21 protein-coding genes are annotated in these 22,132 nt (G+C 42.2%); 11 read left to right on the top strand and 10 right to left on the bottom strand.

The window, feature by feature from the left end:
- The first annotated feature begins 4 nt into the window (after positions 1-4).
- From ACP69Y_RS02760 to ACP69Y_RS02740, 5 genes are all read left to right on the top strand, one after another.
- Positions 5-970, top strand: coding sequence for a 3-carboxyethylcatechol 2,3-dioxygenase (locus ACP69Y_RS02760; RefSeq protein WP_425915950.1), 966 nt, complete (start codon positions 5-7; stop codon positions 968-970).
- A 5-nt stretch (positions 971-975) separates the two neighbouring features.
- Positions 976-2,202 (top strand): 3-phenylpropionate/cinnamic acid dioxygenase ferredoxin--NAD(+) reductase subunit, encoded by a 1,227-nt coding sequence (gene hcaD / locus ACP69Y_RS02755; RefSeq protein WP_425915948.1) that lies wholly within the window; start codon positions 976-978, stop codon positions 2,200-2,202.
- A gap of 345 nt (positions 2,203-2,547) precedes the next feature.
- Positions 2,548-3,447, top strand: coding sequence for a DMT family transporter (locus ACP69Y_RS02750; protein WP_425915946.1), 900 nt, complete (start codon positions 2,548-2,550; stop codon positions 3,445-3,447).
- A gap of 269 nt (positions 3,448-3,716) precedes the next feature.
- The gene (locus ACP69Y_RS02745; RefSeq protein WP_425915944.1) at positions 3,717-4,655 is read left to right on the top strand and encodes a cation diffusion facilitator family transporter; all 939 of its coding nucleotides are present in this window, start codon (positions 3,717-3,719) and stop codon (positions 4,653-4,655) included.
- Positions 4,656-4,730: 75 nt separating this feature from the next.
- Entirely contained in the window at positions 4,731-5,786 is a 1,056-nt protein-coding gene (locus ACP69Y_RS02740; protein WP_425915942.1) for an MBL fold metallo-hydrolase, read from the top strand.
- Here ACP69Y_RS02740 and ACP69Y_RS02735 read toward each other — a convergent pair.
- Positions 5,783-6,184 (bottom strand): DoxX-like family protein, encoded by a 402-nt coding sequence (locus ACP69Y_RS02735; protein WP_425915940.1) that lies wholly within the window; start codon positions 6,182-6,184, stop codon positions 5,783-5,785. The two genes, ACP69Y_RS02740 and ACP69Y_RS02735, sit on opposite strands and share 4 nt — an antisense overlap.
- Positions 6,174-6,617, bottom strand: coding sequence for a thiol-disulfide oxidoreductase DCC family protein (locus ACP69Y_RS02730; protein WP_425915938.1), 444 nt, complete (start codon positions 6,615-6,617; stop codon positions 6,174-6,176). The genes ACP69Y_RS02735 and ACP69Y_RS02730 overlap by 11 nt, the downstream gene beginning before the upstream one ends.
- Before the next feature lie 304 nt (positions 6,618-6,921).
- Between ACP69Y_RS02730 and katG the strand changes: the two genes are divergently transcribed.
- Positions 6,922-9,114, top strand: a complete 2,193-nt coding sequence (gene katG / locus ACP69Y_RS02725; protein ID WP_425915936.1) for a catalase/peroxidase HPI — start codon at positions 6,922-6,924, stop codon at positions 9,112-9,114.
- A 201-nt stretch (positions 9,115-9,315) separates the two neighbouring features.
- Here the strand turns inward: katG and ACP69Y_RS02720 are convergent, their stop codons facing one another.
- From ACP69Y_RS02720 to ACP69Y_RS02710, 3 genes are all read right to left on the bottom strand, one after another.
- On the bottom strand, positions 9,316-9,444 hold the full coding sequence (locus tag ACP69Y_RS02720) for a hypothetical protein (RefSeq protein ID WP_425915935.1): 129 nt from the start codon (positions 9,442-9,444) through the stop codon (positions 9,316-9,318).
- 527 nt (positions 9,445-9,971) lie between these two features.
- Complete coding sequence (locus ACP69Y_RS02715) at positions 9,972-10,565, bottom strand: DUF4142 domain-containing protein (protein WP_425915933.1); 594 nt, start codon at positions 10,563-10,565, stop codon at positions 9,972-9,974.
- 389 nt (positions 10,566-10,954) lie between these two features.
- On the bottom strand, positions 10,955-11,590 hold the full coding sequence (locus ACP69Y_RS02710; RefSeq protein WP_425915931.1) for a TetR/AcrR family transcriptional regulator: 636 nt from the start codon (positions 11,588-11,590) through the stop codon (positions 10,955-10,957).
- A 94-nt stretch (positions 11,591-11,684) separates the two neighbouring features.
- Between ACP69Y_RS02710 and ACP69Y_RS02705 the strand changes: the two genes are divergently transcribed.
- Positions 11,685-13,340 carry an acyl-CoA dehydrogenase family protein gene (locus ACP69Y_RS02705; RefSeq protein ID WP_425915929.1) on the top strand — a complete coding sequence of 552 codons (1,656 nt, stop codon included), beginning with the start codon at positions 11,685-11,687 and terminating at the stop codon, positions 13,338-13,340.
- A gap of 190 nt (positions 13,341-13,530) precedes the next feature.
- The gene (locus ACP69Y_RS02700; protein WP_425915927.1) at positions 13,531-13,722 is read left to right on the top strand and encodes a DUF7230 family protein; all 192 of its coding nucleotides are present in this window, start codon (positions 13,531-13,533) and stop codon (positions 13,720-13,722) included.
- Between the two features lie 7 nt (positions 13,723-13,729).
- Here the strand turns inward: ACP69Y_RS02700 and ptsP are convergent, their stop codons facing one another.
- Positions 13,730-16,027 (bottom strand): phosphoenolpyruvate--protein phosphotransferase, encoded by a 2,298-nt coding sequence (gene ptsP, locus ACP69Y_RS02695; protein ID WP_425915925.1) that lies wholly within the window; start codon positions 16,025-16,027, stop codon positions 13,730-13,732.
- Positions 16,028-16,115: 88 nt separating this feature from the next.
- Entirely contained in the window at positions 16,116-16,592 is a 477-nt protein-coding gene (locus ACP69Y_RS02690; RefSeq protein ID WP_425915923.1) for an RNA pyrophosphohydrolase, read from the bottom strand.
- A gap of 182 nt (positions 16,593-16,774) precedes the next feature.
- Between ACP69Y_RS02690 and ACP69Y_RS02685 the strand changes: the two genes are divergently transcribed.
- Both ACP69Y_RS02685 and ACP69Y_RS02680 read left to right on the top strand, forming a co-directional pair.
- Positions 16,775-17,425, top strand: coding sequence for an HAD family hydrolase (locus ACP69Y_RS02685; protein ID WP_425915921.1), 651 nt, complete (start codon positions 16,775-16,777; stop codon positions 17,423-17,425).
- 178 nt (positions 17,426-17,603) lie between these two features.
- Positions 17,604-17,849: a DUF2789 domain-containing protein gene (locus tag ACP69Y_RS02680; RefSeq protein WP_425915919.1), complete on the top strand. Its 246-nt coding sequence runs from the start codon at positions 17,604-17,606 to the stop codon at positions 17,847-17,849.
- A 44-nt stretch (positions 17,850-17,893) separates the two neighbouring features.
- On the opposite strand, the gene ovoA is transcribed toward ACP69Y_RS02680, so the two are convergent.
- The 3 genes from ovoA to ACP69Y_RS02665 form a co-directional block, all read right to left on the bottom strand.
- Entirely contained in the window at positions 17,894-20,098 is a 2,205-nt protein-coding gene (ovoA, locus tag ACP69Y_RS02675; RefSeq protein ID WP_425915917.1) for a 5-histidylcysteine sulfoxide synthase, read from the bottom strand.
- Between the two features lie 150 nt (positions 20,099-20,248).
- Complete coding sequence (locus tag ACP69Y_RS02670) at positions 20,249-21,115, bottom strand: LysR family transcriptional regulator (protein WP_425915915.1); 867 nt, start codon at positions 21,113-21,115, stop codon at positions 20,249-20,251.
- A gap of 194 nt (positions 21,116-21,309) precedes the next feature.
- Positions 21,310-21,564 carry a DUF2061 domain-containing protein gene (locus tag ACP69Y_RS02665; RefSeq protein WP_425915913.1) on the bottom strand — a complete coding sequence of 85 codons (255 nt, stop codon included), beginning with the start codon at positions 21,562-21,564 and terminating at the stop codon, positions 21,310-21,312.
- 174 nt (positions 21,565-21,738) lie between these two features.
- On the opposite strand from ACP69Y_RS02665, the gene ACP69Y_RS02660 reads away from it, so the two are divergent.
- On the top strand, positions 21,739-21,930 hold the full coding sequence (locus ACP69Y_RS02660) for a hypothetical protein (protein ID WP_425915911.1): 192 nt from the start codon (positions 21,739-21,741) through the stop codon (positions 21,928-21,930).
- The last annotated feature ends 202 nt before the right edge of the window (positions 21,931-22,132 follow it).

The raw sequence follows: 22,132 nt of genomic DNA, 5'->3' as shown, positions 1-22,132 counted from the left end.
ACTCATGCCCGTTAAACTGATTTGTGCGTCACATAGTCCACTTATGGAATTTGCTGCACCTCAAAATGCAGAACAAGAAAAAAATGTTCGTGCTGCGTTTGAAAAAATGGCGGCTGAAGTCAAAGCCTTTGATCCAACTTTAATTATTACTTTTGGACCCGACCATTTTAACGGTTTCTTTTACGACTTAATGCCAAGTTTCTGCGTGGGTATTCGTGCCACAGCCGCAGGCGACTGGAATTATGGTGCAGAGAACAACAAGATTAATGTGCCTGAAGATACTGCGCTTGACCTGGTGCGCCGCGTATTGGATGAAGGTGTGGATGTTGCCTATTCATATCGCATGCAGGCCGATCATGGTGTGACTCAGCCTTTGCATTTCCTGTGCGATGGTCAGCTCGATCGTTATCCAACCATTCCGGTGTTTATTAATGGTGCAGCAGCACCGATGCCAACCACCAAGCGTACCGTAGCTTTGGGTCGTGCAATTGGTCAGTTTATCAAATCTTTAAACCTTGAAAATGAACGGGTTCTTCTTTTAGGAACGGGTGGTCTTTCGCATGATCCACCGACACCGCAAATGGGTTCTGTTCCACCTGAAGTGGAAGAATTCCTGATTTGTGGCCGTAATCCGAGTCCGGAAGCACGTGAAATACGTCAGTCAAAAATTATTGCAGTCGGTCAAAAACTGGCAGCAGGAGATACTTCTGTTGCCGTACCTTTAAATGCTGAATGGGATATCGCATTGCTTGAAACCTTCAAGAATGCCGATTTCGCAGTAATTGAAGCCATGACTGAAGCAGATATTCGCCGTGAAGGTGGCCGTGGTGGTCAGGAAGTTCGTTCATGGATTGCAGCATTTGCAGCACTCTCTGAATTAGGCGAATACGAAATGACCACTCAAGTTTATGAAGCAATCAGTGAATGGATTGCAGGCTTCGGCATTGTATCTGCAGAATTAAAAGGGTAAAGCACATGAGTAACATCGAAACCATCGTTATTGTTGGAGCTGGCCAAGCCGGTGCGAGCGCCATTTTAGAACTTCGCGGTAACAAATACGAAGGCAAAATCATTCTTGTAGGTGATGAAACCCATCTTCCTTATGAACGTCCGCCTTTGTCTAAAGATGTGATTCTTAAACCTGAAGACACCAAAATTGAAATCCTGTCAGAACAAAAACTGGCAGATTTGAATGTTGAAGTGATTCGTGGCAATGGCGTGGTGAAAATCAACGCGGAAGAGCACAGCATTGAACTTAAAAATGGCGATGTGATTGCTTACGACAAGTTGCTTCTTGCAACGGGTGGTGCAGCGCGTCGTTTACCAAACTTCGATGCTTTGGGTAAACACGTTTATACCTTGCGTAACCTTGAAGATTCTCAAGCCTTAGTTCCTGTACTTCAAGCTGGCCGTCGTCTCATCCTGATCGGTGGCGGTGTGATCGGTTTAGAGCTTGCATCATCTGCACGTTTCAAAGATTGCGATGTGACCGTGATTGAAATGGGTCCAATGGTGATGGGTCGTTGTTCACCACGCATCTTGAGCGGATTCCTGCTTGAACAACACCGTGCCAAAGGTGTCGATGTTCGTCTTTCAACTCAGATTGCTGCATGCCGACTTGATGGCGAAGAAGTGGTTGTTACCCTTGAAGGTGGTGAAGAGCTTCGTGCTGATGCTGTGGTTTACGGTATTGGTATCGTACCCAATGCTCAGCTTGCAGTGGCTGCAGGTCTTGACGTGGACGTGGCAATTAAAGTGAATGAGAACTGCCAGACTTCAAATGCTGACATCTATGCAGCAGGCGATGTAGCCACCCAACTTCGTGCAGATGGTCAACACTGTCGTGTCGAAACTTGGGAAAATGCCAATCTTCAAGCCGGTATTTTTGCGCGTCACGTGATGGGCATTGAACTTCCAACGCCTAATCCAGCTTGGTTCTGGACTGACCAACTGGACATCAATTTCCAGTTTGTCGGTGATATGGCAGCGGCTCAATGGCTTGTTCGTGGTGAAATGGATGCAGCCAAAGGCGCAGACAATTCATTCGTGATGTACGGTGTGACGGATGGTCAAATCGTTGCCGGTATTACGGTCAATGCGGCGAAAGAAATGCGTCATTTGAAAAAAATGATCAGCAAAAATACTGCTTTCGAAGCTGAAAAACATTTAGATTTGGCACAAGATTTACGCAAAATTGCTTAAGTTGTATTGAGATATCTTAGGACAGACCTATGTTTTTGCATAGGTCTGTTTTTTTATGTCGTTGGCTTTGTTGTCATGACTGCAATTGGCGTTTTGATTTAATAATATTTTCTTAGAGTTGTTTTACTTTTAAAAGATTAAAAGTAACAAAAATCTTTTGATCGTTTGAGGATACGTCCATGTATCCCAAACGATCTGGCGACATCCATGTCGCCTCCCCATATTGTTGATGATGGGGTGGACTGTATTTTTAGTCTTATCTATACCAATAGTCACGATAGTATCTACAGCACCGAATAAAAGATTTCAGCTTTACTATTTAGAACAATCAGATTTGAGAATGATATGAAATCTTCACTGCCGGTCACGGCAAGTATTTACGCTTTACTGGTGCTGATCTGGGCAGCAACGCCTTTGGCGATTGTCTGGAGTGTGGCCGAGATTCACCCCATGTGGGTGCTGATTATTCGCTATTTTGGTGCATCCATTATTGCGCTATTCCTGCTGAAAATCATGCGTGATCCCTTGCCATTTGATCAGACTTCAATGAAAAGTTACCTGGCGGGGAGCTTAAATTTAATTGGCGCTCAGCTATTTATCTATCTTGCAGCCAATTATCTGACTTCAGGATTAATGGCATTGATTTTCGGTTTCTCACCGTTAATTGCCGGTCTGATTGGGCATGTGATTCTAAAAACCCACAAATTGATCTGGCTACAGTGGCTGGGGATGGCAATTGCCGTGGCCGGTTTAAGTTTTGTTTTTGCCGATTCCGCTGATAGTAAAATTAACCCGATTGGTGTGGTATTGATGCTGATCAGTATCGTGTCTTATATTAGTTCGATCTTCTGGGTCAAACAGCTTAATGCGCCTTTAAGTCCAATGTCACAAGCCACAGGTTCATTGATTATTTCAGCACTAGGCTCGTTGTGCTTATTGCCCTTTATCTGGCAGCACATGCCGACCCAAATGCCGGGTATGCATACCCTCATCGGTTTTGTCTTTACCATGATCATGTCATCGATTGTTGCGATGCTGTGTTACTTCTGGCTGATTCGCCGTTTGGCAGCCTCTACCGTCTCGCTCAGTAACGTGATGACGCCCATCATTGCTTTGGGACTCGGGGCAACCTTAAATCATGAGCATATCAGCCCAAATGCTTTTGTCGGTATTGCAGTGGTGATGTTCGGAATCGTGATGTATTTCTGGAAAGAATGGCGCGAGCAGTATTTTTCTAAACTTTAAATCCATCTCAGGAAGGATAGAAGGAAGCTTAAGCTGCCTTTTTGTTTTTAATTTGAGATGCAAAATCTAAACAGGATGAGCTTCAGTATCAGTTTTGGGGTGGCTATGGATCAAAGCCAAGGGGGAATTTCTAAAATCAGTTGGGTTGTCTAAAGCATGCAACAACAAAACGTAAAGAATTTATCAGCGTAGTTTGGTTAATATAAAGTTGGATGAACAGAAAAATCAAATAAACCGATTTGATAACAATAAATTTAGGACAAATTTGAATGTCTGATTCGAATAAAGTTGTGATCTATGCTGCCCTGTTGGGCAATCTGGCGATCGCTTTGGTCAAGTTTGTCGCAGCCTATATTACCAATAGTTCGGCCATGTTGAGTGAAGCGATTCATTCGGTCGTCGATACCCTGAATGAAATTTTATTGCTCTACGGCATGAAAAAATCACAACAACCGGCCAATGTCAGGCATCCGTTTGGTTATGGACGTGAACTGTATTTCTGGGCCTTTATTGTTGCCTTGATGGTGTTTGCTTTAGGTGCAGTCGTGTCAATCTATCAGGGGATTCAACATGTCCGCCACCCTGAAGAAATGCTGAATCCAACCATTAACTATGTGGTATTAATTGTCGCGATTGTATGCGAAGGGGCATCTTGGTGTGTGGCCTTAAAAGCCTTTCGTAAGATTAAAGGAAAGCAAGGTTACTTCGAGGCTTTTCGGCGTAGTAAAGATCCAACCACCTTTACCGTATTGTTTGAAGACACCGCCGCGTTATGTGGTCTGTTCATTGCCTTGATCGGGATTTATTTAGCACATACCTTAAATATTCCGGAGTTAGATGGCGTGGCTTCCATTTTAATTGGAGTGGTCTTGGCTATCTCTGCTATTTTACTGGGACGAGAAACAAAAGGTCTGTTGTTAGGAGAATCCGCAGATCCACAATTACGCAATAATATCTTGCTGATTGCGCAGGAAGATCACGCTGTACTTTCTGCCAATGGCGTACTGACTGAACAGATGGGAGCACATCAGGTGTTGGCATCTTTAAGTCTGGAGTTTGAAGACAACTTGAGTTCTGATGATATTGAAGCCTGTGTCAACAGAATTGAAGCGAAAATCAAACAGATTCATCCTGAAATTGTGGCATTGTTTATTAAACCGCAAACTAAAAAGATGTGGTTGGAACGTATGAAAGGACGTTTGGAATAAAACGTGATATATATGGCGTAATATTCAAAATATCGGATTTTGAATATTTAAGTCACACTAAGAAATTGAATGTACATGAAGCAAATGCCTGAACAATTACACTTTCGACTCCCGACTAAAGAATGTTGGTCACATACCTGGCGTCAGCCTTCATTTCAATTTTTGCATTCGAGTCATCATGATGGTGAACGATTTTTCAATGCATTACCACGTCCAGAAGGGCATGGCCGTGCAGACTTGTTTAAATGGTTATTAACCCGTAAGTCATCGACCTGGAATGTGGATATTGATAAAGAATATGCAGAATTCCATGCGACTAAACGGACGATTCCTCAAGATCGACCTGAGGCCAGCATTGATGATTGGCAAGTATGGTTTGTAGGGCATGCCACCGTACTGTTACAGATCGGGCCGTATAACTTGCTCACCGATCCGGTATGGTGTGAACATGTCAGTCCGAAGCAGGGCAAAGGTCCGAAACGGGTCATTCCTGCGGGAATTGCTTTAGAAGAGCTACCAACTATCCATGCGGTGCTGCTCAGTCATAATCACTATGACCATATGGATTTGGCCAGTCTGGAGTGGTTGCATGATAAATTTGCCATGCCGATTTATACTGGACTTGGTAATTCATGGTATCTACCACAAAGTTTTCATGTACTGGAAATGGAATGGTGGCAATCGTCTTTATTGCATGATTTAAAAATTATTTATACCCCGGCACAACATTTTTCAGGTCGAGGCTTACGTGATCACAACCGGGCACTTTGGGGCGGTTTTTCAGTGCTTGCTGGAAAAGATCATTGCTTCTTTGCCGGAGATACCGGCTATTCACCGCATTTTAAGGAAATTCAAAGCCGTTTGGGGGCACCGCGTATCTCATTGTTACCGATTGGTGCCTATGAGCCACGTGAGCTGATGAGCTATATGCATATGAATCCACAAGAGGCTTTTCAGGCGCATCAGGATTTACATTCAAAATGTTCGCTGGCGATTCATTATCGAACCTTTCAACTGACCGATGAAAGTCGAGAGCAACCTGAAATCGATTTAAAAGTGGCGATGAAAAACAGCTCAAAACTGATGAATCCTTTTGTCTGTATTCGTGAAGGACGACGTTTGGTGGTTTAAGCTTGCTGTTGGCTAAGTTTTAAAAGTTGAATGGCAAGCATTGAAAGGGCGATCATGGCAATATTCATCACCACTGGATTAAATGCAGTGGTGAGTTGTAAGGGGTTGGTGACCATAATGAGCAGTAATAATCCACTCAAGCCCAGAATATTAAGCTGATGGATGAAGACTGCTCTTTGCCAAATCAGAAAAGTGCAGCCAAACATAATCTCGATCATGCCCGATAGGGCAACACACATTCCTGCCAGATCTCGTTCTAAACCTAGACTCTGCCAAATGGCAATTTCCGCAGCCGACTGAAAAAGTATTTTGGGTATCAATCCCTGATAAATCCAAAGTAAAACAAGCGTGATTTGAATGAGTTGCAGTGGTCTTGCTAATACAAGCTTATGATTCACGAATGGCATGTTCCAAAAAATGCTGCCTGTTTTCAGCAGAGGGGATCAGGCAATAATTGGTTTGACCAAAGAGCCAATAACGATTGAGTGCGACACGACGGTAGAGAAAATCCCGGATTGGGCGAGGGATGAGATAGCCTGCATTCATCAGCGAGAAAGGCAGCCCCAAATGCTGCATGACTTTGAGTAAAGCAGTCGATTCGGTATAGAGCTGTCCATTCAGAATCACCACCATGGTGGTATAGCGAGTGGTGGACATGCCGTAATATTGCAGAATCTGTTCACCCAAAGCGGATTGAGCGGAAGCCAGTTTGAATTTCGAGTTTTGATCATGCTTGATTAGAAAACTTGCCCAGCCATTACAAATCACACAGACGGCATCAAATAATATAATGTCATTTTTTTGAATCATTGCTGCGATGTGATGTTTCATGACTTGATTTATTCTTGCTTGTTATGGCATCACTATAGCAAATTATTCTTGATAAAAAATATTGTCAAAGAACCAAATCATGCTGCTTTTTTCATGGATTGAACATGTAGCCTAAAAATTTTTATTTCATTTTTTGAAAGTATATAAATCCTATTTTTAAGCTTATCTTAAATAGGCTTTTTCGATCGTTTTCATTCATATAACTTGCTTTATATTGTCATAAAAAACAGTTATTTTGCTTATGAATTAAATTTTTTAACGGTTCATGGCAATCATCATTTTATGATTAATTTGGAGCTCAGAGATGAATAATGATATGCAGAATGCAGGTAAATGCCCGTTCCATCAAGAAGGAGCAAATACCCATGCAGTCAGCTCAAATGCGGCTTGGTGGCCGAATGCTCTAAATCTCGATATCCTTTCCCAACATGATAAAAAAACCAATCCGATGGATCCAGACTTTGATTATGCCAAGGCATTTAATTCATTGGATTTGGAAGCAGTAAAACAAGACCTCCGTGAACTCATCAACAGCAGCCAAGACTGGTGGCCATCAGACTACGGCAGCTATATTGGCATGTTCGTACGTACCGCATGGCACTTGGCGGGTTCTTACCGTAAGCAGGACGGTCGCGGCGGTGCTAACACTGGTAACCAACGTTTTGCACCATTGAACAGCTGGCCAGATAACGTCAACACCGATAAAGGCCGTCGTCTGCTTTGGCCAATTAAACGCAAATACGGTAACAAGATTTCATGGGGCGATTTGATTGTACTCGCAGGTACAGTCGCGTATGAAGAAGCAGGTCTGAAAACTTTCGGTTTCGGCGGGGGGCGTCAAGATGTCTGGCATCCTGAAAAAGACATTTACTGGGGTGAAGAGCGTGAATGGCTTGCACCGACTGAAAACCGTTATGAAAATGACCAAGATCGTTCAACTTTAGAAAATCCACTTGCTGCAGTGCAAATGGGCTTGATTTATGTGAACCCTGAGGGTGTAGATGGTAAACCTGATCCATTACGTACCGCCCAAGACATGCGTGTCACTTTTGACCGTATGGGCATGAATGACGAAGAAACTGTGGCATTAACCGCAGGTGGTCATACCATAGGTAAAGCACACGGTAACGGTAAAGCTGAGTTTTTAGGTGCTGATGTTGAAAGCGCAGATGTTGAATTCCAAGGTCTAGGTTGGCACAACCCTGAAGGTACAGGCAATGCCGGCAATACCATGCTCAGTGGTCTGGAAGGTGCCTGGACCACCCATCCGACCAAATGGGACAACGAATTCTTCCATCTATTGTTCACATACGACTGGGCATTAGCCAAGAGTCCGGCAGGTGCGAACCAGTGGGAACCGACCAACATCAAAGAGGAAGACAAGCCTGTTGATGCGCACAACCCGAATATTCGCCGTAACCCAATGATGACAGATGCCGATATGGCACTGAAAGTCGATCCTGAATACCGAAAAATTGCTGAGTGCTTCTATAAAGATCCTGCGTACTTCTCGGAAGTGTTTGCGCGTGCATGGTACAAGTTGACTCACCGTGACATGGGGCCAAAATCACGTTACCTCGGTGCGGACGTGCCTGTTGAGGATTTAATCTGGCAAGATCCGATTCCATCTGTGAACTACGTTTTGTCTGAAGCAGAAATTGATGAACTCAAAGCGAAACTGTTAAATAGCGGTTTAACGTCTGCCGAATTGATCAATACCGCATGGGACAGTGCACGTACTTTCCGTGGTTCAGACTATCGTGGTGGTGCAAACGGTGCGCGTATCCGCTTGGCACCGCAAAAAGACTGGGTCGGTAACGAACCTGAACGTCTGGCTAAAGTGTTGGTGAAACTTGAAGAAATTCAGGCGGGTCTTGAGAAGAAAGTCAGCATTGCAGACTTGATCGTACTTGGTGGTACGGCTGCAATTGAAAAGGCGGCTCAAGCTGCGGGCGTAGACATTCAAGTTCCATTCCTTCCAGGTCGGGGTGATGCAACGGAAGAACAAACCGATGCGTATTCATTCGAAGATTTCGAACCTAAAGCAGATGGTTTCCGTAACTGGTTTAAAGACGACTATGTGGTACAGCCTGAGGAAATGCTGTTAGACCGCGCTCAGTTATTGGGTTTAACTGCACCTGAAATGACTGTATTGGTCGGTGGTATGCGTGTACTTGGTATCAACTATGCGGGTGCAAAAGAAGGGGTGTTCACAGATCAAGAGGGCGTGTTAAGCAATGACTTCTTCGTGAACTTGACGGATATGAAGTACAACTGGAAACCAGTGGGCAAGAACCGTTATCAAATTGTGGATCGTGCGACTGGTGCACCGAAGTGGACTGCAACACGTGTGGACTTGGTCTTCGGTTCTAACTCGATTCTTCGTTCATACGCAGAAGTGTATGCGCAAGATGACAACAAAGAAAAATTCGTGAAAGACTTTGTTGCTGCATGGACTAAAATAATGAATGCAGACCGTTTTGATGTGAAGAAATAATTTATATTGAGATGTAAAAAACCGGCTTTAGGGTCGGTTTTTTATGAGAAACAATGATATTTTATATTAAACAGCCCACTAAAAAAATCTCTAATTGAGTATTCTAAAAGCGGATATTTTTACTATGGAGAAACCGGACATTTTATTTTGGGCTTACAATTGCGTTGCGTACACGTTGTAGGATGTTAAATAGACATTCATTTATCGCTGAATAATATCATTTGGAGTTAAATAAATTTCTATTTCTTCACCTTGTACTGTGGTTTTTAATTTTTTTAAAATTTCAATCATTTTATCAATAGCTTCAGGTGTCGGATTTTTCGTTAACAAGTCGTAAGAATCATGGTCATATCATAGAGGAAACTCTCGTCCATCAATTGCCACAAAAAAGTGATCTGCCGAATTTTGAAAATCTGATTTTATTGTTGGGTCTATTTCTAAATATGCGCTCCAGTCTTGCTTGGTAATACATTCGCCATTATAAGGCTGAATTTTTTTACATATACATTTTGACCTGCGTAACTAAATGGACTAATAGTTAAGAGAATAGGAATAGTAAATTTGAACATAGGATTAGTTATCTAAATGGAGGGATAGCGATCTATAACAATAAATAAACTTTAGTTTTTTACAATTAATATCATCCTACTTAACAGGAAATCAGAAAAAGCGTACATCCCGTGTCTAAGCTTCTACTATACTCTGCTCTGACTCAAGATATTCTGTCACGGATAAATCAAGGGTGGCACTAACTATATGACATTTTTCTGTATTGCTTGCTATATGTTTAAAAAAGCCTAGCTTGTTGATACTAGGCTTCTTAAAAATACGAGCTAAATAATATAATGATTTTTATGTTATTTCATCTTTGCGACTATTTGTTCAGCCATTTGTAAATGTTTAGCAACTGCATTACGGGTTTGCGTAAGCATATTTTTTAATTCAGAATTTTTAGCGTTTGGTATCAATTGCTTATCAATAGTCATCAGAACTTTATGATGTACTTCGACTTGACTCATCATATAGTCTTTATCAGTTCCCGATGATGATTGGCTAAGCTTATTAACAATCTTGTCGCTATCATTTTGCAATGATTTACTGATGTTGCTAGCTTGTGGAATTAATTTTAACCCACTTGCCAACGCCTGACCTTTTTTCTCATTCGATGAATGATCATTAATCATCATCTGAGCATACTTACGGGTCTGATCCATTTTTAGCTTGGGCATCGCAGCTTTTGCCTGCTTAATCTCACCGTTATTAGCTGTGCTTAACACCTTGATAACCTGACTATCAGTTAAACTCTCATGACTGTCATGCGATATTTTAGAATGATTTTTGCCATTATTTGTAGATTGGTCATCCATTGCCATAGTTTGACATGCAGCAAAACTTAATAAACTACTAACTGCCACACAGTTAATAATCTTCTTCATTATAATAGCTTTCATATTTTGCAGCCTCGAAAGTTTTGTTATTTAAATTTTCCTTTATAAGATAGGTTAATTAAATTAAAACAGTGTAATATTTCAGTAGCTTTCTTAGGTGAATATATAAATCGGTTATTAAGTTAAGTAAAGATTATGGGTTATTAGTTTATTTATTTGGATTTAGCATTACTTATATAATTAAAGCAAAAATTATAAATATTTTGAGTGAGATTTCCACCACTCTTCTTCATTTAATATAATGTTGTTTATAGGGAGGAAAGTAAAATATTAATATAAATCGCTTAAACTCCAACTCTGACGCAAAATTTGCAGAAAATTGGATTATAAAAAAATCGGTTTTTCTGAACGATTCTGGAATTTTTTACCAATTAAAAACAGATCTTCTAACTTTAAAAAAGGATATTTTTATTATAAATTAAGTTGATCAAAGTTAGGATAATATCCCTTTTCAAAACCGTCCACTCCTTAAAATTAGGCTCCACCAATAACATCTGCGACACAAAACCATAACACACTCGTTGCACATTTAAACTCATTCGCTTGAGCTGTTCAGCATCCTGAATAAACGGCGCAAGAATGCTTTGCCACATCTGTAGCATCATTTCATAACTCTTGCGATAACTTTCAATATTCGAAATCTGTCGTTCCAACAAAAACACCTGCGCCCATAAAAACTGCTGAGCCTGAATCTGTTCAAGCTGAAAGTGAATCACTTGCTTTAAATAATCCTCCAAAACCAAATCTGTGGATAATTTGATCAGACTTTGTGCATAAGTTTTTAGGTCTTCGGCATTGTTTTTCACATGTCTGTGAATAGTCAGCGCGATTAAATCTTCCTTTTTAGAAAAATACTCATAAAACGTGCCTAAACCCACGCCTGCAAGGTCAGTAATTTCTCGAATGGTAATTTTATTCGCCGAACGCTCATGCAAAAGCCGAACAAAACTGTCCTGCAAGGCTTCCTGAGTCAGCTTCGCTCTTGATTGGCGTGGCTTACGCCGTACTTGAATCTCGGGATTTTTCATAAAAAAATTGATCCAGCAAAGCCGAACATCCTGTGGCTATTTTTTCTCTATACTGGAATGAAAAGCCCAGAACAACAAGCAGGAAGTATAAACAATGAATTCATGGATGACCCATCAGATCAGCAACCAGTTTGACGAACTGCAAGACTACAACCTGTTTGAAACCGATCAGGTCTTGCAGGAAATCCTGTCTCGTTATGGCAGTCAGGATCAGGCAAGATTATCTGAAATGGGCAAAGTCGTAGGCTCATCTGAATATTATGAATATGCCGATTTAGCCAATAGACACACGCCCATTTTGCATGCCTTCGATGCTAGAGGTCGCCGTAAAGACTGCATTGAGTTTCATCCTGCTTGGCATCAATGGATGGCTTTAAACCGCAAGTTCGACAGCCATGCTTATCCATTTAATCATACGGAATCATCCTCCAAATGGGTGGAATGGGCAGCGCGTTTTTACTTAAGCGGGCAGGTGGAATGCGGTAGTCTGTGCCCCACGTCGATGACGTTAGGCAGCGTTGCATTAATTCAACGTGAACCTGAACTGTGGACCAAAATTGGCGCAAAACTGCTATCTACTGAATATGATGAACGTGACCTGCCAATGGCCCAAAAGAAATCAATCTGGCTAGGAATGGGCATGACCGAAAAGCAGGGCGGCTCAGACGTACGTGCCAATGAAACTTTCGCTGTACCCGTAGCTGAATCCGGTCGTGGCAAAGCTTACTTGCTGACTGGCCATAAATGGTTTTTCTCAGCTCCGATGTGTGATGCGCATTTGGTGGTGGCAAAAACCGAGCAGGATGGCGTGGCCTGTTTCTTTGTCCCGCGTTGGCTAGAGGATGGCAGTAAGAACAATATTCATGTGCAACGCTTAAAAGAAAAAGTTGGCAACCGCAGCAACTCCAGTTCCGAGGTCGAATTTCAAGAGGCTTGGGGCATCATGATGGGTGAAGCAGGGCGTGGCATTCCGACCATTATTGAAATGGCCAATTATACCCGCCTGACCTGTTCAGTTGGCAGTACGGCTATGCTGCGTCAGGCTTTGGTGCAATGCATCGCCTATACCCGCCAGCGTAAAGCCTTTGGTAAGCATCTGGCCGAACAGCCTTTAATGCGTGCTGTACTGGCAGATTTAGCCTTGGAAACTGAAGCAGCGATGCACTTAAGTTTTTATTTGGCGCATTGTTATGAAAGTGAGGATGAACTGTCATTGGCTTGGAAACGGATTATGACACCTGCTTCCAAGTTCTGGATTTGCAAAAGAGCTGTTGAACTGACTGGGGAGATGATGGAGGTCTTTGGCGGTAATGGCTATGTCGATAACGGCATCATGGCACGTATATTCAAAGAAGCACCAGTCAATACCATTTGGGAAGGTTCGGGCAATGTCATGTGTCTGGATGTACTGCGTGCGATTGGTCGTGAACCAGAATCCATTGAAGTGCTATTTAAAGACTTGGCATCAACTGCGATGCAAGATGAAACGCTGAATCATGAATTACAGGCTTTGTTCAAACTGTTCCATCAATCCGCAGAGGACTTGCAGTTTATGGGGCGCAGTCTAGTCAGCCGTCTGGTGATTTTAGCCCAAGCGGTTTTATTGAAACGTCATGCGCCAGATTTTGTCGCAAATGGCTTTATTCAAACGCGTTACAGCGAATTTCATGGTCGAGTGGTGGGGATGCTTGCAACGAAGCAGGTGGATGTAGAACAGTTGTTGGAGAGAGCTTTGGCTAAAGAATATTAATCACGCCTTAGAATTTCCCTTCCTTTGGAATGAGAGATATATTTCATAAGGGAGGAAAGTTTTAAAAATTATGAATGGGAGGGGGAGTTTTAAATTTTTGCACGTTTAAAACGACTTGAAATTTGTACAAATCAGCGCAATATATGCTTTACATCCAACTGATGTGAAAACGTAAAAACAGGTGAGCAAAATGGCAAATAAAAAAGCAGTGCCAGAAGTGGTAATTCACAACTTTGTGGCAAAACACATGCATGAGGTCAACAAAAGCCAAGTGTTTATAGACCGAAAGAAAAATGCAAAACGTGGCTATGACAAGCACAAAAAAGGGAGATACTCAAATGACTATCTCCCTTTTTCTTGCACGCTATTTGCTCTTCTATAAACCTATTTTAAGCACCGACAATGCGTGTTGCAGATTTCACCATATCCGCCAGACCATGGGTCTTAAAGTAATACTCCATCCAGCTTTTCACGATCAATGGATTATCCATTTTCAATACATGTTCCAACTGTTGGAGTGCCTCACTCATTGGAACATGGCAAATCGCTTTTCGTACCCGCAAAATATTACTTGAGCTCATCGACAGGGTATTAAAGCCCATCGCCATTAATAACACTGCAGCCAATGGATCACCGGCCATCTCCCCACAAATGCTGACCGGTTTATCGTATTTATGACATTCTTTAACCAAGCGTGTTAAAGCACGTAGGACTGCAGGGTGGAAATGTGAATAGACGTTAGCGACACGTGGATTGTTACGGTCAACCGCCAGTAAATATTGGGTTAAATCATTCGAACCCACCGAGAAGAAATCGACTAACTCGGAAAATTCTTCAATTTGTAAAAGTACGCTCGGGACTTCGACCATAATGCCTATTTTCGGCTTGGTGATTTTGACCTGTTCTTCTTCCTGAACCGCTGTCCAGTCGCGTTCAAGCAAATATAAAGCTTCTTCAACTTCACTGACACTGGTCACCATCGGCAACAAAATGTGCAGGTTATTTAAGCCAATACTGGCCTTAAGCATGGCACGAATTTGCGATGAAAAAATTTCAGGATGATCCAGTGTAAACCGGATACCACGCCAGCCGAGCGCAGAATTTTCTTCTTCAATGGAGAAATAAGGCAGATCTTTATCTGCACCAATATCTAAAGTCCGCATCACCACCGGTTTATTGGCAAAGTGACTCAGCTGCTGGCGGTAAATGGCACGCTGTTCTTCTTCACCAGGGAAGCGGTCACGCAACATAAATGGAATTTCAGAGCGATATAAACCGACTCCTTTGGCCCCACGTTGCACACCGCGAACCACATCAATCATTAGACCGGTATTGACGAAGAGTTTAACCGCAACACCATCAGGGGTAATGGCATCTTTGGTTTCATATTGCTTTAAGTCTTTGGCAATTTGCTCTTCTTCTTTTTGAATTTCTTTATAGCGGGTACGCAAGCGACGCGGTGGATTAATAAAGACCCGACCTTGATGCGCATCGACAATCATCTCGACATCATCAAGCGTGTTAACCGGCAGTTCAGTTACACCCACCACGGTTGGAATGCCGAGTGCTCGCGCTACAATCACCATGTGTGAATTCATCGCACCTTCAGTGGTGACGATGGCGGCAATTTTATCTACCGGCAATTCAACCAGCGCCGCGGTGGAAATTTCTTCCCCAATCAGAATACTTTCATCAGTCAGTTCGCGATGGCTGGCATCGGCTTCTTGCAAGAAGGCTAAAATGCGACGCCCAAGATCTTTAAGATCCGAAACACGTTCGCGCAAATAGTCATCTTCCATTTGAGAAAACAGGGCAATATGGGTATCGATCACGATACGAACCGCGCCTTGTGCCCAGTTGCCATCTCGAATTTCAGCCTTAATTTCGGCAGGCAGGGCATTTTCATCCAGCATACGCAAGAACACACTAAATAGTGCACGTTCTTCTGCCATCAATGCATCTTGCATTTTGTCATCAAGAGATTGAATTTCCTGACGGACTGAAATGATGGCATGGTCAAGTAACTGCAGCTCTTCACTAATGTCATCGGCTTCACGATCAGGAACAGACGCCAAATCGGCAGGGGGATACAGGATGACTGCACGGCCTAAAGCAATGCCACCGGAACCCGACACGCCCTGGAAGGTTTTATAAGCCGGCAGGTTGTTTGGTTTACGGAACACATCAATATTTCCGACCGCATGTGCATGGGCAATTACTCCGGAAAGCTGTGCACATAAGGTCACCAGAAAAGATTCTGCTGCTTCACTAAAATCTTGAGATTCTTTATTTTGAACGACCAGTACACCCATAACCTTACGACGGTACATCACCGGAACGCCAAGAAAAGAGTTATAAATCTCTTCACCTGTTTCCGGTAGATATAAAAAGCGTTCATGTTTTGGTGCATTGTCTAAATTGACGATTTCTTCACGTTGCCCGACCAGACCGACCAAGCCTTCACCGGTATGCAGTGAAACGTGCCCTACAGCTTCCGCTTTTAAACCTTTAGAGGCCATCAGCAGATAACGCTGGTTGCGTTCATCCAGCAAGTAAATGGAGCAGACATCAACCTGCATGGCATTTGCTACCTGATTGACCATAATGTCGAGTGATTCATGCAAACTGGTGGACGCATTGATTTCTTGTACAATGCGTCTTAAGGTGTCCAGTTGCATATTCGACATAAAATCTGCTCCAAAAAAAGTCTAAATCCGTTTTATTTATAACAATATGCTGCTAAAAAATCTGCATTTTCATACGATTTTTTTATGCTTATATAGACGGTAACTGGTTACACAGTTCCACCATCGCTTTTCGGTATACATCGCGTTTAAAATTCACAACCTGTCCTAATGGATACCAGTAACTTACCCATTGCCACTGGTCAAACTCCGGTGGATCGGACAAATCCAGCTGAATATTTTTTACTGGCGCTGTCAGTTTGAGTAAAAACCACTTCTGTTTTTGACCAATACACACCGGGTCTGAATCCGAGCGTATATACCGTTGCGGCAAACGATAACGCAGCCAGCCTTTTGTCTGCGCTATAACTTGAACATGTTCGGGCAATAAGCCAACTTCTTCTCTCAGCTCTCGATAAAGTGCCTGTTCAGGGGTTTCTCCATACTGGATACCTCCTTGTGGAAATTGCCAAGCATTGTGTCCAATGCGTTTTGCCCATAAAACTTGTCCAACGTCGTTTGCCAAAATGATCCCGACATTCGGTCGGAAACCTTCTGAGTCGATCATTTGGCTACCTAAATCTTCTGTAATGTATGGCTTTTTCTCCGGGGATTGTTATTTCTATATCCATCTCGAAAAAAAGCACAGCTTAAATGTTAAAAATTGCTATGATCTTAACGAATTTCTATCGACTAGCGGAGATAGATTTACAATTTTTTTCTTAAATTTCAGTTTTTACGAGTATTTTCATGAAATTGGCTTTATTTGACCTCGATCACACCTTGTTAAACACCGATTCGGATTATTCATGGGGTGAGTTTTTAGTTAACGAAGGTTTAGTCGATCCAATCCGACATCGTCGAATGAATGACAAGTTTTATGAAGACTATAAAGCAGGTCAACTTGACCCGATTGCCTATAACGAATTTGTATTTGAATTTTTAACCCAGCATGAAAATCACTATTTGGCTGAATTACATGAATTATTCATGAAAAAAGTCATTCGTCCACAAATGCGTCCAGCAGGTTTTGCTGCCATTCAAAAACATAAAGAGGCAGGCCATGCACTGGTAGGCATTACTGCAACTTCTGATTTTATTACTGCACCGATTTTTCATGAGTTTGGCATTACTGAAATTATTGCCACCAATGCAGAAGTGATTGATGGGAAATATACCGGTAAAGTCATCAATACCGCATGTTACCAAAAAGGTAAACTGATCCGTTTAGAACAATGGCTTTCAGGACGTAATGTGGAAGAATCTTGGGCGTATTCGGACTCCATCAATGACCGTTTTTTACTGGAACATGCCGACCATGCGATTGCGGTGAATCCAGATGACCGTTTAACGGTTTTAGCCAAAGAACAAAATTGGGAAATTCAGGACTGGTCTATTTAGTAAAATTTTAAATATTTTTTAAATAAACGCTTAAAGCCTGACTGATTGAAAGATGAGTCAGGTTTTTTTGTAAAACCTGCCGCCAGGTTATACATTTTTAAATCATCCAGGATGCTTTTAAAGTTTTTGAATGATGCTATGCTGATGTGATTAATTAATAAGCAGTGGAGTGATGAGAATGATTACTGTAACACCAAGAATGACCAATCTTTTTGAGCAACTTGGACTCGAATCAAGTGATGAAGCCATTGCGCAGTTCATTGCCACACATCAACTCAGTGCTCATACCAAAATTAGCGAAGCGAGTTATTGGACAGAATCCCAACGCCAGCTTTTAGCAGAAAAAATTAAGTCAGATGGTTCTTGGGCGATTGTTGTCGATCAGCTAAACGAATCACTGCATGCAGACTCAGTTATGAAATGAAGAGCAAAGCCAATCAAATGATTGGCTTTTTAAGCTTGAAAGGTTTATCTCACCCGTTTCCACAGCGTTACTTGCGATAAGGTATGTTGATATTTACGTGCTGTTTCGCGAATGACAAAGGCAACCTCCTGAGGTTCAGCCAGCATTTCAAAATGCTCCTCCTGTAATAATTCACGAATTCCATCCAGCGTACCAAAGTTTTCCCCATCTTTTTTAAAACCCCCCAGCCATTCACTACGTGCAGTATGTTCCTCTAACCAGGTATACGGTGAGCTCAGCATTAAAATCCCGCCCACAGTTAATCGGGTATGAATCTGGGCTAAAAAATCTTTTGGATGATGCAGGCGGTCAATTAAATTCGCTGCCAGAATAAAATTGTAATCGGTAAAATGAGGCTTTAAATTGCAGGCATCGGCCTGAAAAAAATTGACCCGGTCTGCATGGGCATCTAGCCCCAGTTCTTTTAAGTTGCAGGCTTTATATTCGACCAGTTCACCTTCAATAGGAAGGGTATAACCTAGTGTTTCGCCTTGTGCTAACTGTACCGCTTGCTGAATAAAGCGCGCAGAAAAGTCCAGTCCGGTGACCTGATCAAAATAAGCTGCCAGTTCAAAGCCGGCCCGACCCGTGGCACAACCGAGATCCAATGCTTTATGGGCAGGGAGATGCTCGAAATAAGGTTGAGCCAGTTTAATCAGGCTTTGGGCAAAATTGGCTACATTAAAATATTCCGCACCGTACTGAAATTCTAAATATTGCGAGATCATCTGGTCAGTTTCATACTGCGATTGAAACTGCTTCAATTCTTGTGATGCAGCGACATAACGGAATCCGGCATGTTGGAAAAAATGCCGCCGGAAGGCATAACGTGCATTATGTAATGCCTCATTACCGGCAGAAATCCAGGAGCCGCCTTTGATCAAATTATGTCGTCCATCAAAAGTGGGGGTGCTGAAATCATCATAAATGGCATGCACCTGAAAACCGTCAAAAGGATAAATTGAAGTTTCAGTCCATTGCCAGACATTGCCCTGAATATCATAAAAATCCCCCTGCTGAAAATGATTGACCGGGCAGGGACTGGTTCCGTATTTCAGTTCAATGTTGGCATGGTCAGGACTGGGCTGATCGGGATTCAAACCTGCCACATCATAGAGCCGGTACCATTCATCTTCTGTGGGCAAGCGAATACTTTGACCGCTTTTCTGTGCTTTCCAGTTACAAAAAGCTTTGGCCTCATGATAGTTGACTTCTACTGGCCAATCCCAAGGCATGGGAATTTCTTCCAGCATGACCCGAAGTGACCAGCCTGAAGCGGTTTTACGCCAAAAACTGGGATGTTCGACTTGGGTGAACTGTAACCAGGCCAGTCCTTCTTCTGTCCAATAGCTGTCAGTTGAATAACCGTTATCTTCAACAAAACTTAAGAATTCCTGATTGGACACCAGATATTGCGAGGCTGCAAAACTGGGTACTTCAGCTTGGTGCTGACCATATTCATTATCCCAGCCATAAAAGCAGCTGTCTAAACTCTTGTTTAAGCTGACTTGCCCTGCAGGAACAACAATTAGGGTGTTTTCTGGCGCAATACCGGTGATGATATTGGCGCGCCATTGAGGATGATTTTGGACATGGTTCAGCTGCTGCTGGCGAATCAACACCGAAGAGGTTTCAAGATGAATCCGTTCATGTTCAATACTCATGATGATGGACCACCATGGGTTCTGCCAGTTGATGGGCAAGCTCAACGCTGCATGTTCAATCACATTCAGCACTTCTGAACGAACCCGATGCCGATAAGCGCGAACCTGTTCTACACTTGGCCATTCATAATGCTGGTCATTCAAGTCATCCCAGCTCATTTCATCGACACCCACCGCAAAAATACTCTCTAGCTGCGGATTCACACGTTCACTCATCAGTTTGCTTAACAGCAGCTTATTGATAAAAAAAGTCGCTGTATGACCAAAATAGAAAATCAGTGGATGTCTTAAATTAATTGGTCTGAGGGAGTAAGCTTGCTGATCCTTCAGGCATTCAAATAACAGTTCATAGGTGTCAAAAGTATTCAGGAAATACTCACGCAATCTGCACCGTGCAGTCGCTTCGTCTGGAAAATTTAAATTCGGGGTAGGCAGCAGGGAGGCATGGGCAGTTTGCCAAGGACCCGGATTACGCTGTGAGCTTAAGGCTTGGCTTTTCTTGGAGGTTACAGATTTGGAGGTTACAGATAATGAATCCATCAACATATGGCCATACTCCGTTGAGTTCTTTTTCTAGGTTTGAAACTACATTCTTTATGTGTTCTGTCTAAAAGTACTCGAAAGCAAGCCGCCTGTTCTAAGAATTTAGGTAACAAAATGCTGCATCAGCTCAGATGCAGCAATAACCATTCAGATTTAAATCGATTGTTGCATCATGGCAACCAACTCTTGGGCTGCACGGGACTGGGTACGACCCGGATGCCAGACCATGCCTAGTTTACGATTCATTTCAAAGTTGATATCCAGCTGCTGTAAATCCTGATTCAGCAAAGTCTTGGGCAATACTGACCAGCCCAAACCAATCGAGGCCAACATTCGAATGGATTCAAGCGGGTTATTACTCATACTGATTTTCGGTTTTAAACCGCGTTTTTCAAATTCAGCCAAAGTAATTTGACTGGTATAGGTTTGCGCCGCCGGCAATAAACTTGGATATTGTGCTAAATCTTCCAGTTGTAAATCTTTTTGATTGGCCAAGGGATGAAAAGGTGCTGCGACAAAAACCAGAGGGTCATTCCAGATGGTGACATACCTTAGACGGTCATCACCCTGAGGAGGGAGCGTCAAAAATGCCAGTTCCAGATCACCGGCAAGCACTTTTTCATGCGCCTGTTCAGAATCGACAAAATGTACATCCAAAGTCACATTCGGAAATTCTTGCACGTAATTACGCAGGTGACTGGGTAAATGATGCAGACCAATATGGTGGCTGGTACCAATTTTAAGTTTACCCTGAACTTGCCCTTGTTCATGACTGAGGGTGTGGTGAATATCGCCCAGTTCATTTAACCAATTTTTAACTTTGGGTAGTAAGGAATTTGCGGCATGGGTCGCTTGAACCCCACGACCTGCAGATTCAAACAGCTTCACCCCAAAATATTCTTCTAGACTATGAATTCGTTTGGTGACTGCCGGTTGGGTAATAAACAATAGATCGGCAGCCATCGAGATAGAGCCGGTTTCCATGACTTTAACAAACGCTTCAAAGGCAGCAAGATTCATAGTGATAATCTGGTTATGAAATATTGAAATAATTATAAAATATTTTTATATTAAAAGTGAATCAAATCATAAAAAATCTATACATAAAAATGTATAAAGATATGAATTTAAGTCGTGGCCATAAAAAAATCACCCCATATAACTGAAGTGATTCTGATCAAGAAGAGAACACCCAGACCCAAGATTTATAGGGTTTAACCTGCGTTGAGCTGTCCATATTCCTGTTCTTTGGCATTTTTTGATGGTTTTGCTTCCCAAATTTTTTCATGGAAAAAGAAGGCAAAGGCCTGAATTGCAGGTTCAAGCAAGCTTAGGGTTAGGGCCATCCAGATACTTCCTGTCACGAAATAGCCCACCAACATGGCAATCGTGATGTGCATAATGTAATAGCTAAAAGTTTTTTTAAACATACGCTGGTTGGTGTCAACGAATTTTTGGATATGCGCCATGGGTAAGTCCTCAATCTTTACTCGGGATATGGCTAAATGATAATCAGTCTTATTTAATTTGTAAAAGCGAATATTTTGAATTTTTTAATCGGTTTTATGAATTTAAAGGTGAGTCAATCACAAAAATAAATAAACAGTATCAACTACTGATGTGCTACTAAAAGGATGCAAATTATGGACATTAAACATATTAAATACTTGCTGGATATTTTTGAAGAAGCGGTCGAAAAACGGATGGGTATCTACGAGATTGCAGATGATGAAGGCGATGAAAACAGAGCCGCTGCTGAGTGTAATATTGCGAAAGCAGAATTAATCAGGGCCATTGAGCAACTGGCAGCGAGTAAACAAAACTCTTCTGGTTAAAGCTCCAGTCCCAACAGTTCAATGCTCTTGGGACTCAGCAAATATATAGATAAATTAGAGTTGCGTAAGCAGCACAGATTTATTTGTCTTGTCAAAATATAAACCTTCTACATAGCAATCCTGAATCTTGGTTTATTCAGAAAACGATGTAAAAATAGTGGGTTACTTGGAAAACTTGAATCAAAAATTTAATAAAAATATA

The organism is Acinetobacter sp. TSRC1-2, assembly GCF_049895885.1.
Classification (GTDB): Bacteria; Pseudomonadota; Gammaproteobacteria; order Pseudomonadales; family Moraxellaceae; genus Acinetobacter.
This window is presented reverse-complemented; position numbering and strand designations above follow the sequence as displayed.

What these genes read in the sequence shown, in the direction of transcription:
- ACP69Y_RS02760 (WP_425915950.1), top strand. Translation starts at nt 5, where the DNA reads ATGCCCGTTAAACTGATTTGTGCGTCACATAGTCCACTTATGGAATTT.
- hcaD (WP_425915948.1), top strand. Translation starts at nt 976, where the DNA reads ATGAGTAACATCGAAACCATCGTTATTGTTGGAGCTGGCCAAGCCGGT.
- ACP69Y_RS02750 (WP_425915946.1), top strand. Translation starts at nt 2,548, where the DNA reads ATGAAATCTTCACTGCCGGTCACGGCAAGTATTTACGCTTTACTGGTG.
- ACP69Y_RS02745 (WP_425915944.1), top strand. Translation starts at nt 3,717, where the DNA reads ATGTCTGATTCGAATAAAGTTGTGATCTATGCTGCCCTGTTGGGCAAT.
- ACP69Y_RS02740 (WP_425915942.1), top strand. Translation starts at nt 4,731, where the DNA reads ATGAAGCAAATGCCTGAACAATTACACTTTCGACTCCCGACTAAAGAA.
- ACP69Y_RS02730 (WP_425915938.1), bottom strand. Translation starts at nt 6,617, where the DNA reads ATGAAACATCACATCGCAGCAATGATTCAAAAAAATGACATTATATTA.
- katG (WP_425915936.1), top strand. Translation starts at nt 6,922, where the DNA reads ATGAATAATGATATGCAGAATGCAGGTAAATGCCCGTTCCATCAAGAA.
- ACP69Y_RS02715 (WP_425915933.1), bottom strand. Translation starts at nt 10,565, where the DNA reads ATGAAAGCTATTATAATGAAGAAGATTATTAACTGTGTGGCAGTTAGT.
- ACP69Y_RS02710 (WP_425915931.1), bottom strand. Translation starts at nt 11,590, where the DNA reads ATGAAAAATCCCGAGATTCAAGTACGGCGTAAGCCACGCCAATCAAGA.
- ACP69Y_RS02705 (WP_425915929.1), top strand. Translation starts at nt 11,685, where the DNA reads ATGAATTCATGGATGACCCATCAGATCAGCAACCAGTTTGACGAACTG.
- ACP69Y_RS02700 (WP_425915927.1), top strand. Translation starts at nt 13,531, where the DNA reads ATGGCAAATAAAAAAGCAGTGCCAGAAGTGGTAATTCACAACTTTGTG.
- ptsP (WP_425915925.1), bottom strand. Translation starts at nt 16,027, where the DNA reads ATGTCGAATATGCAACTGGACACCTTAAGACGCATTGTACAAGAAATC.
- ACP69Y_RS02690 (WP_425915923.1), bottom strand. Translation starts at nt 16,592, where the DNA reads ATGATCGACTCAGAAGGTTTCCGACCGAATGTCGGGATCATTTTGGCA.
- ACP69Y_RS02685 (WP_425915921.1), top strand. Translation starts at nt 16,775, where the DNA reads ATGAAATTGGCTTTATTTGACCTCGATCACACCTTGTTAAACACCGAT.
- ACP69Y_RS02680 (WP_425915919.1), top strand. Translation starts at nt 17,604, where the DNA reads ATGATTACTGTAACACCAAGAATGACCAATCTTTTTGAGCAACTTGGA.
- ovoA (WP_425915917.1), bottom strand. Translation starts at nt 20,098, where the DNA reads ATGTTGATGGATTCATTATCTGTAACCTCCAAATCTGTAACCTCCAAG.
- ACP69Y_RS02670 (WP_425915915.1), bottom strand. Translation starts at nt 21,115, where the DNA reads ATGAATCTTGCTGCCTTTGAAGCGTTTGTTAAAGTCATGGAAACCGGC.
- ACP69Y_RS02665 (WP_425915913.1), bottom strand. Translation starts at nt 21,564, where the DNA reads ATGGCGCATATCCAAAAATTCGTTGACACCAACCAGCGTATGTTTAAA.
- ACP69Y_RS02660 (WP_425915911.1), top strand. Translation starts at nt 21,739, where the DNA reads ATGGACATTAAACATATTAAATACTTGCTGGATATTTTTGAAGAAGCG.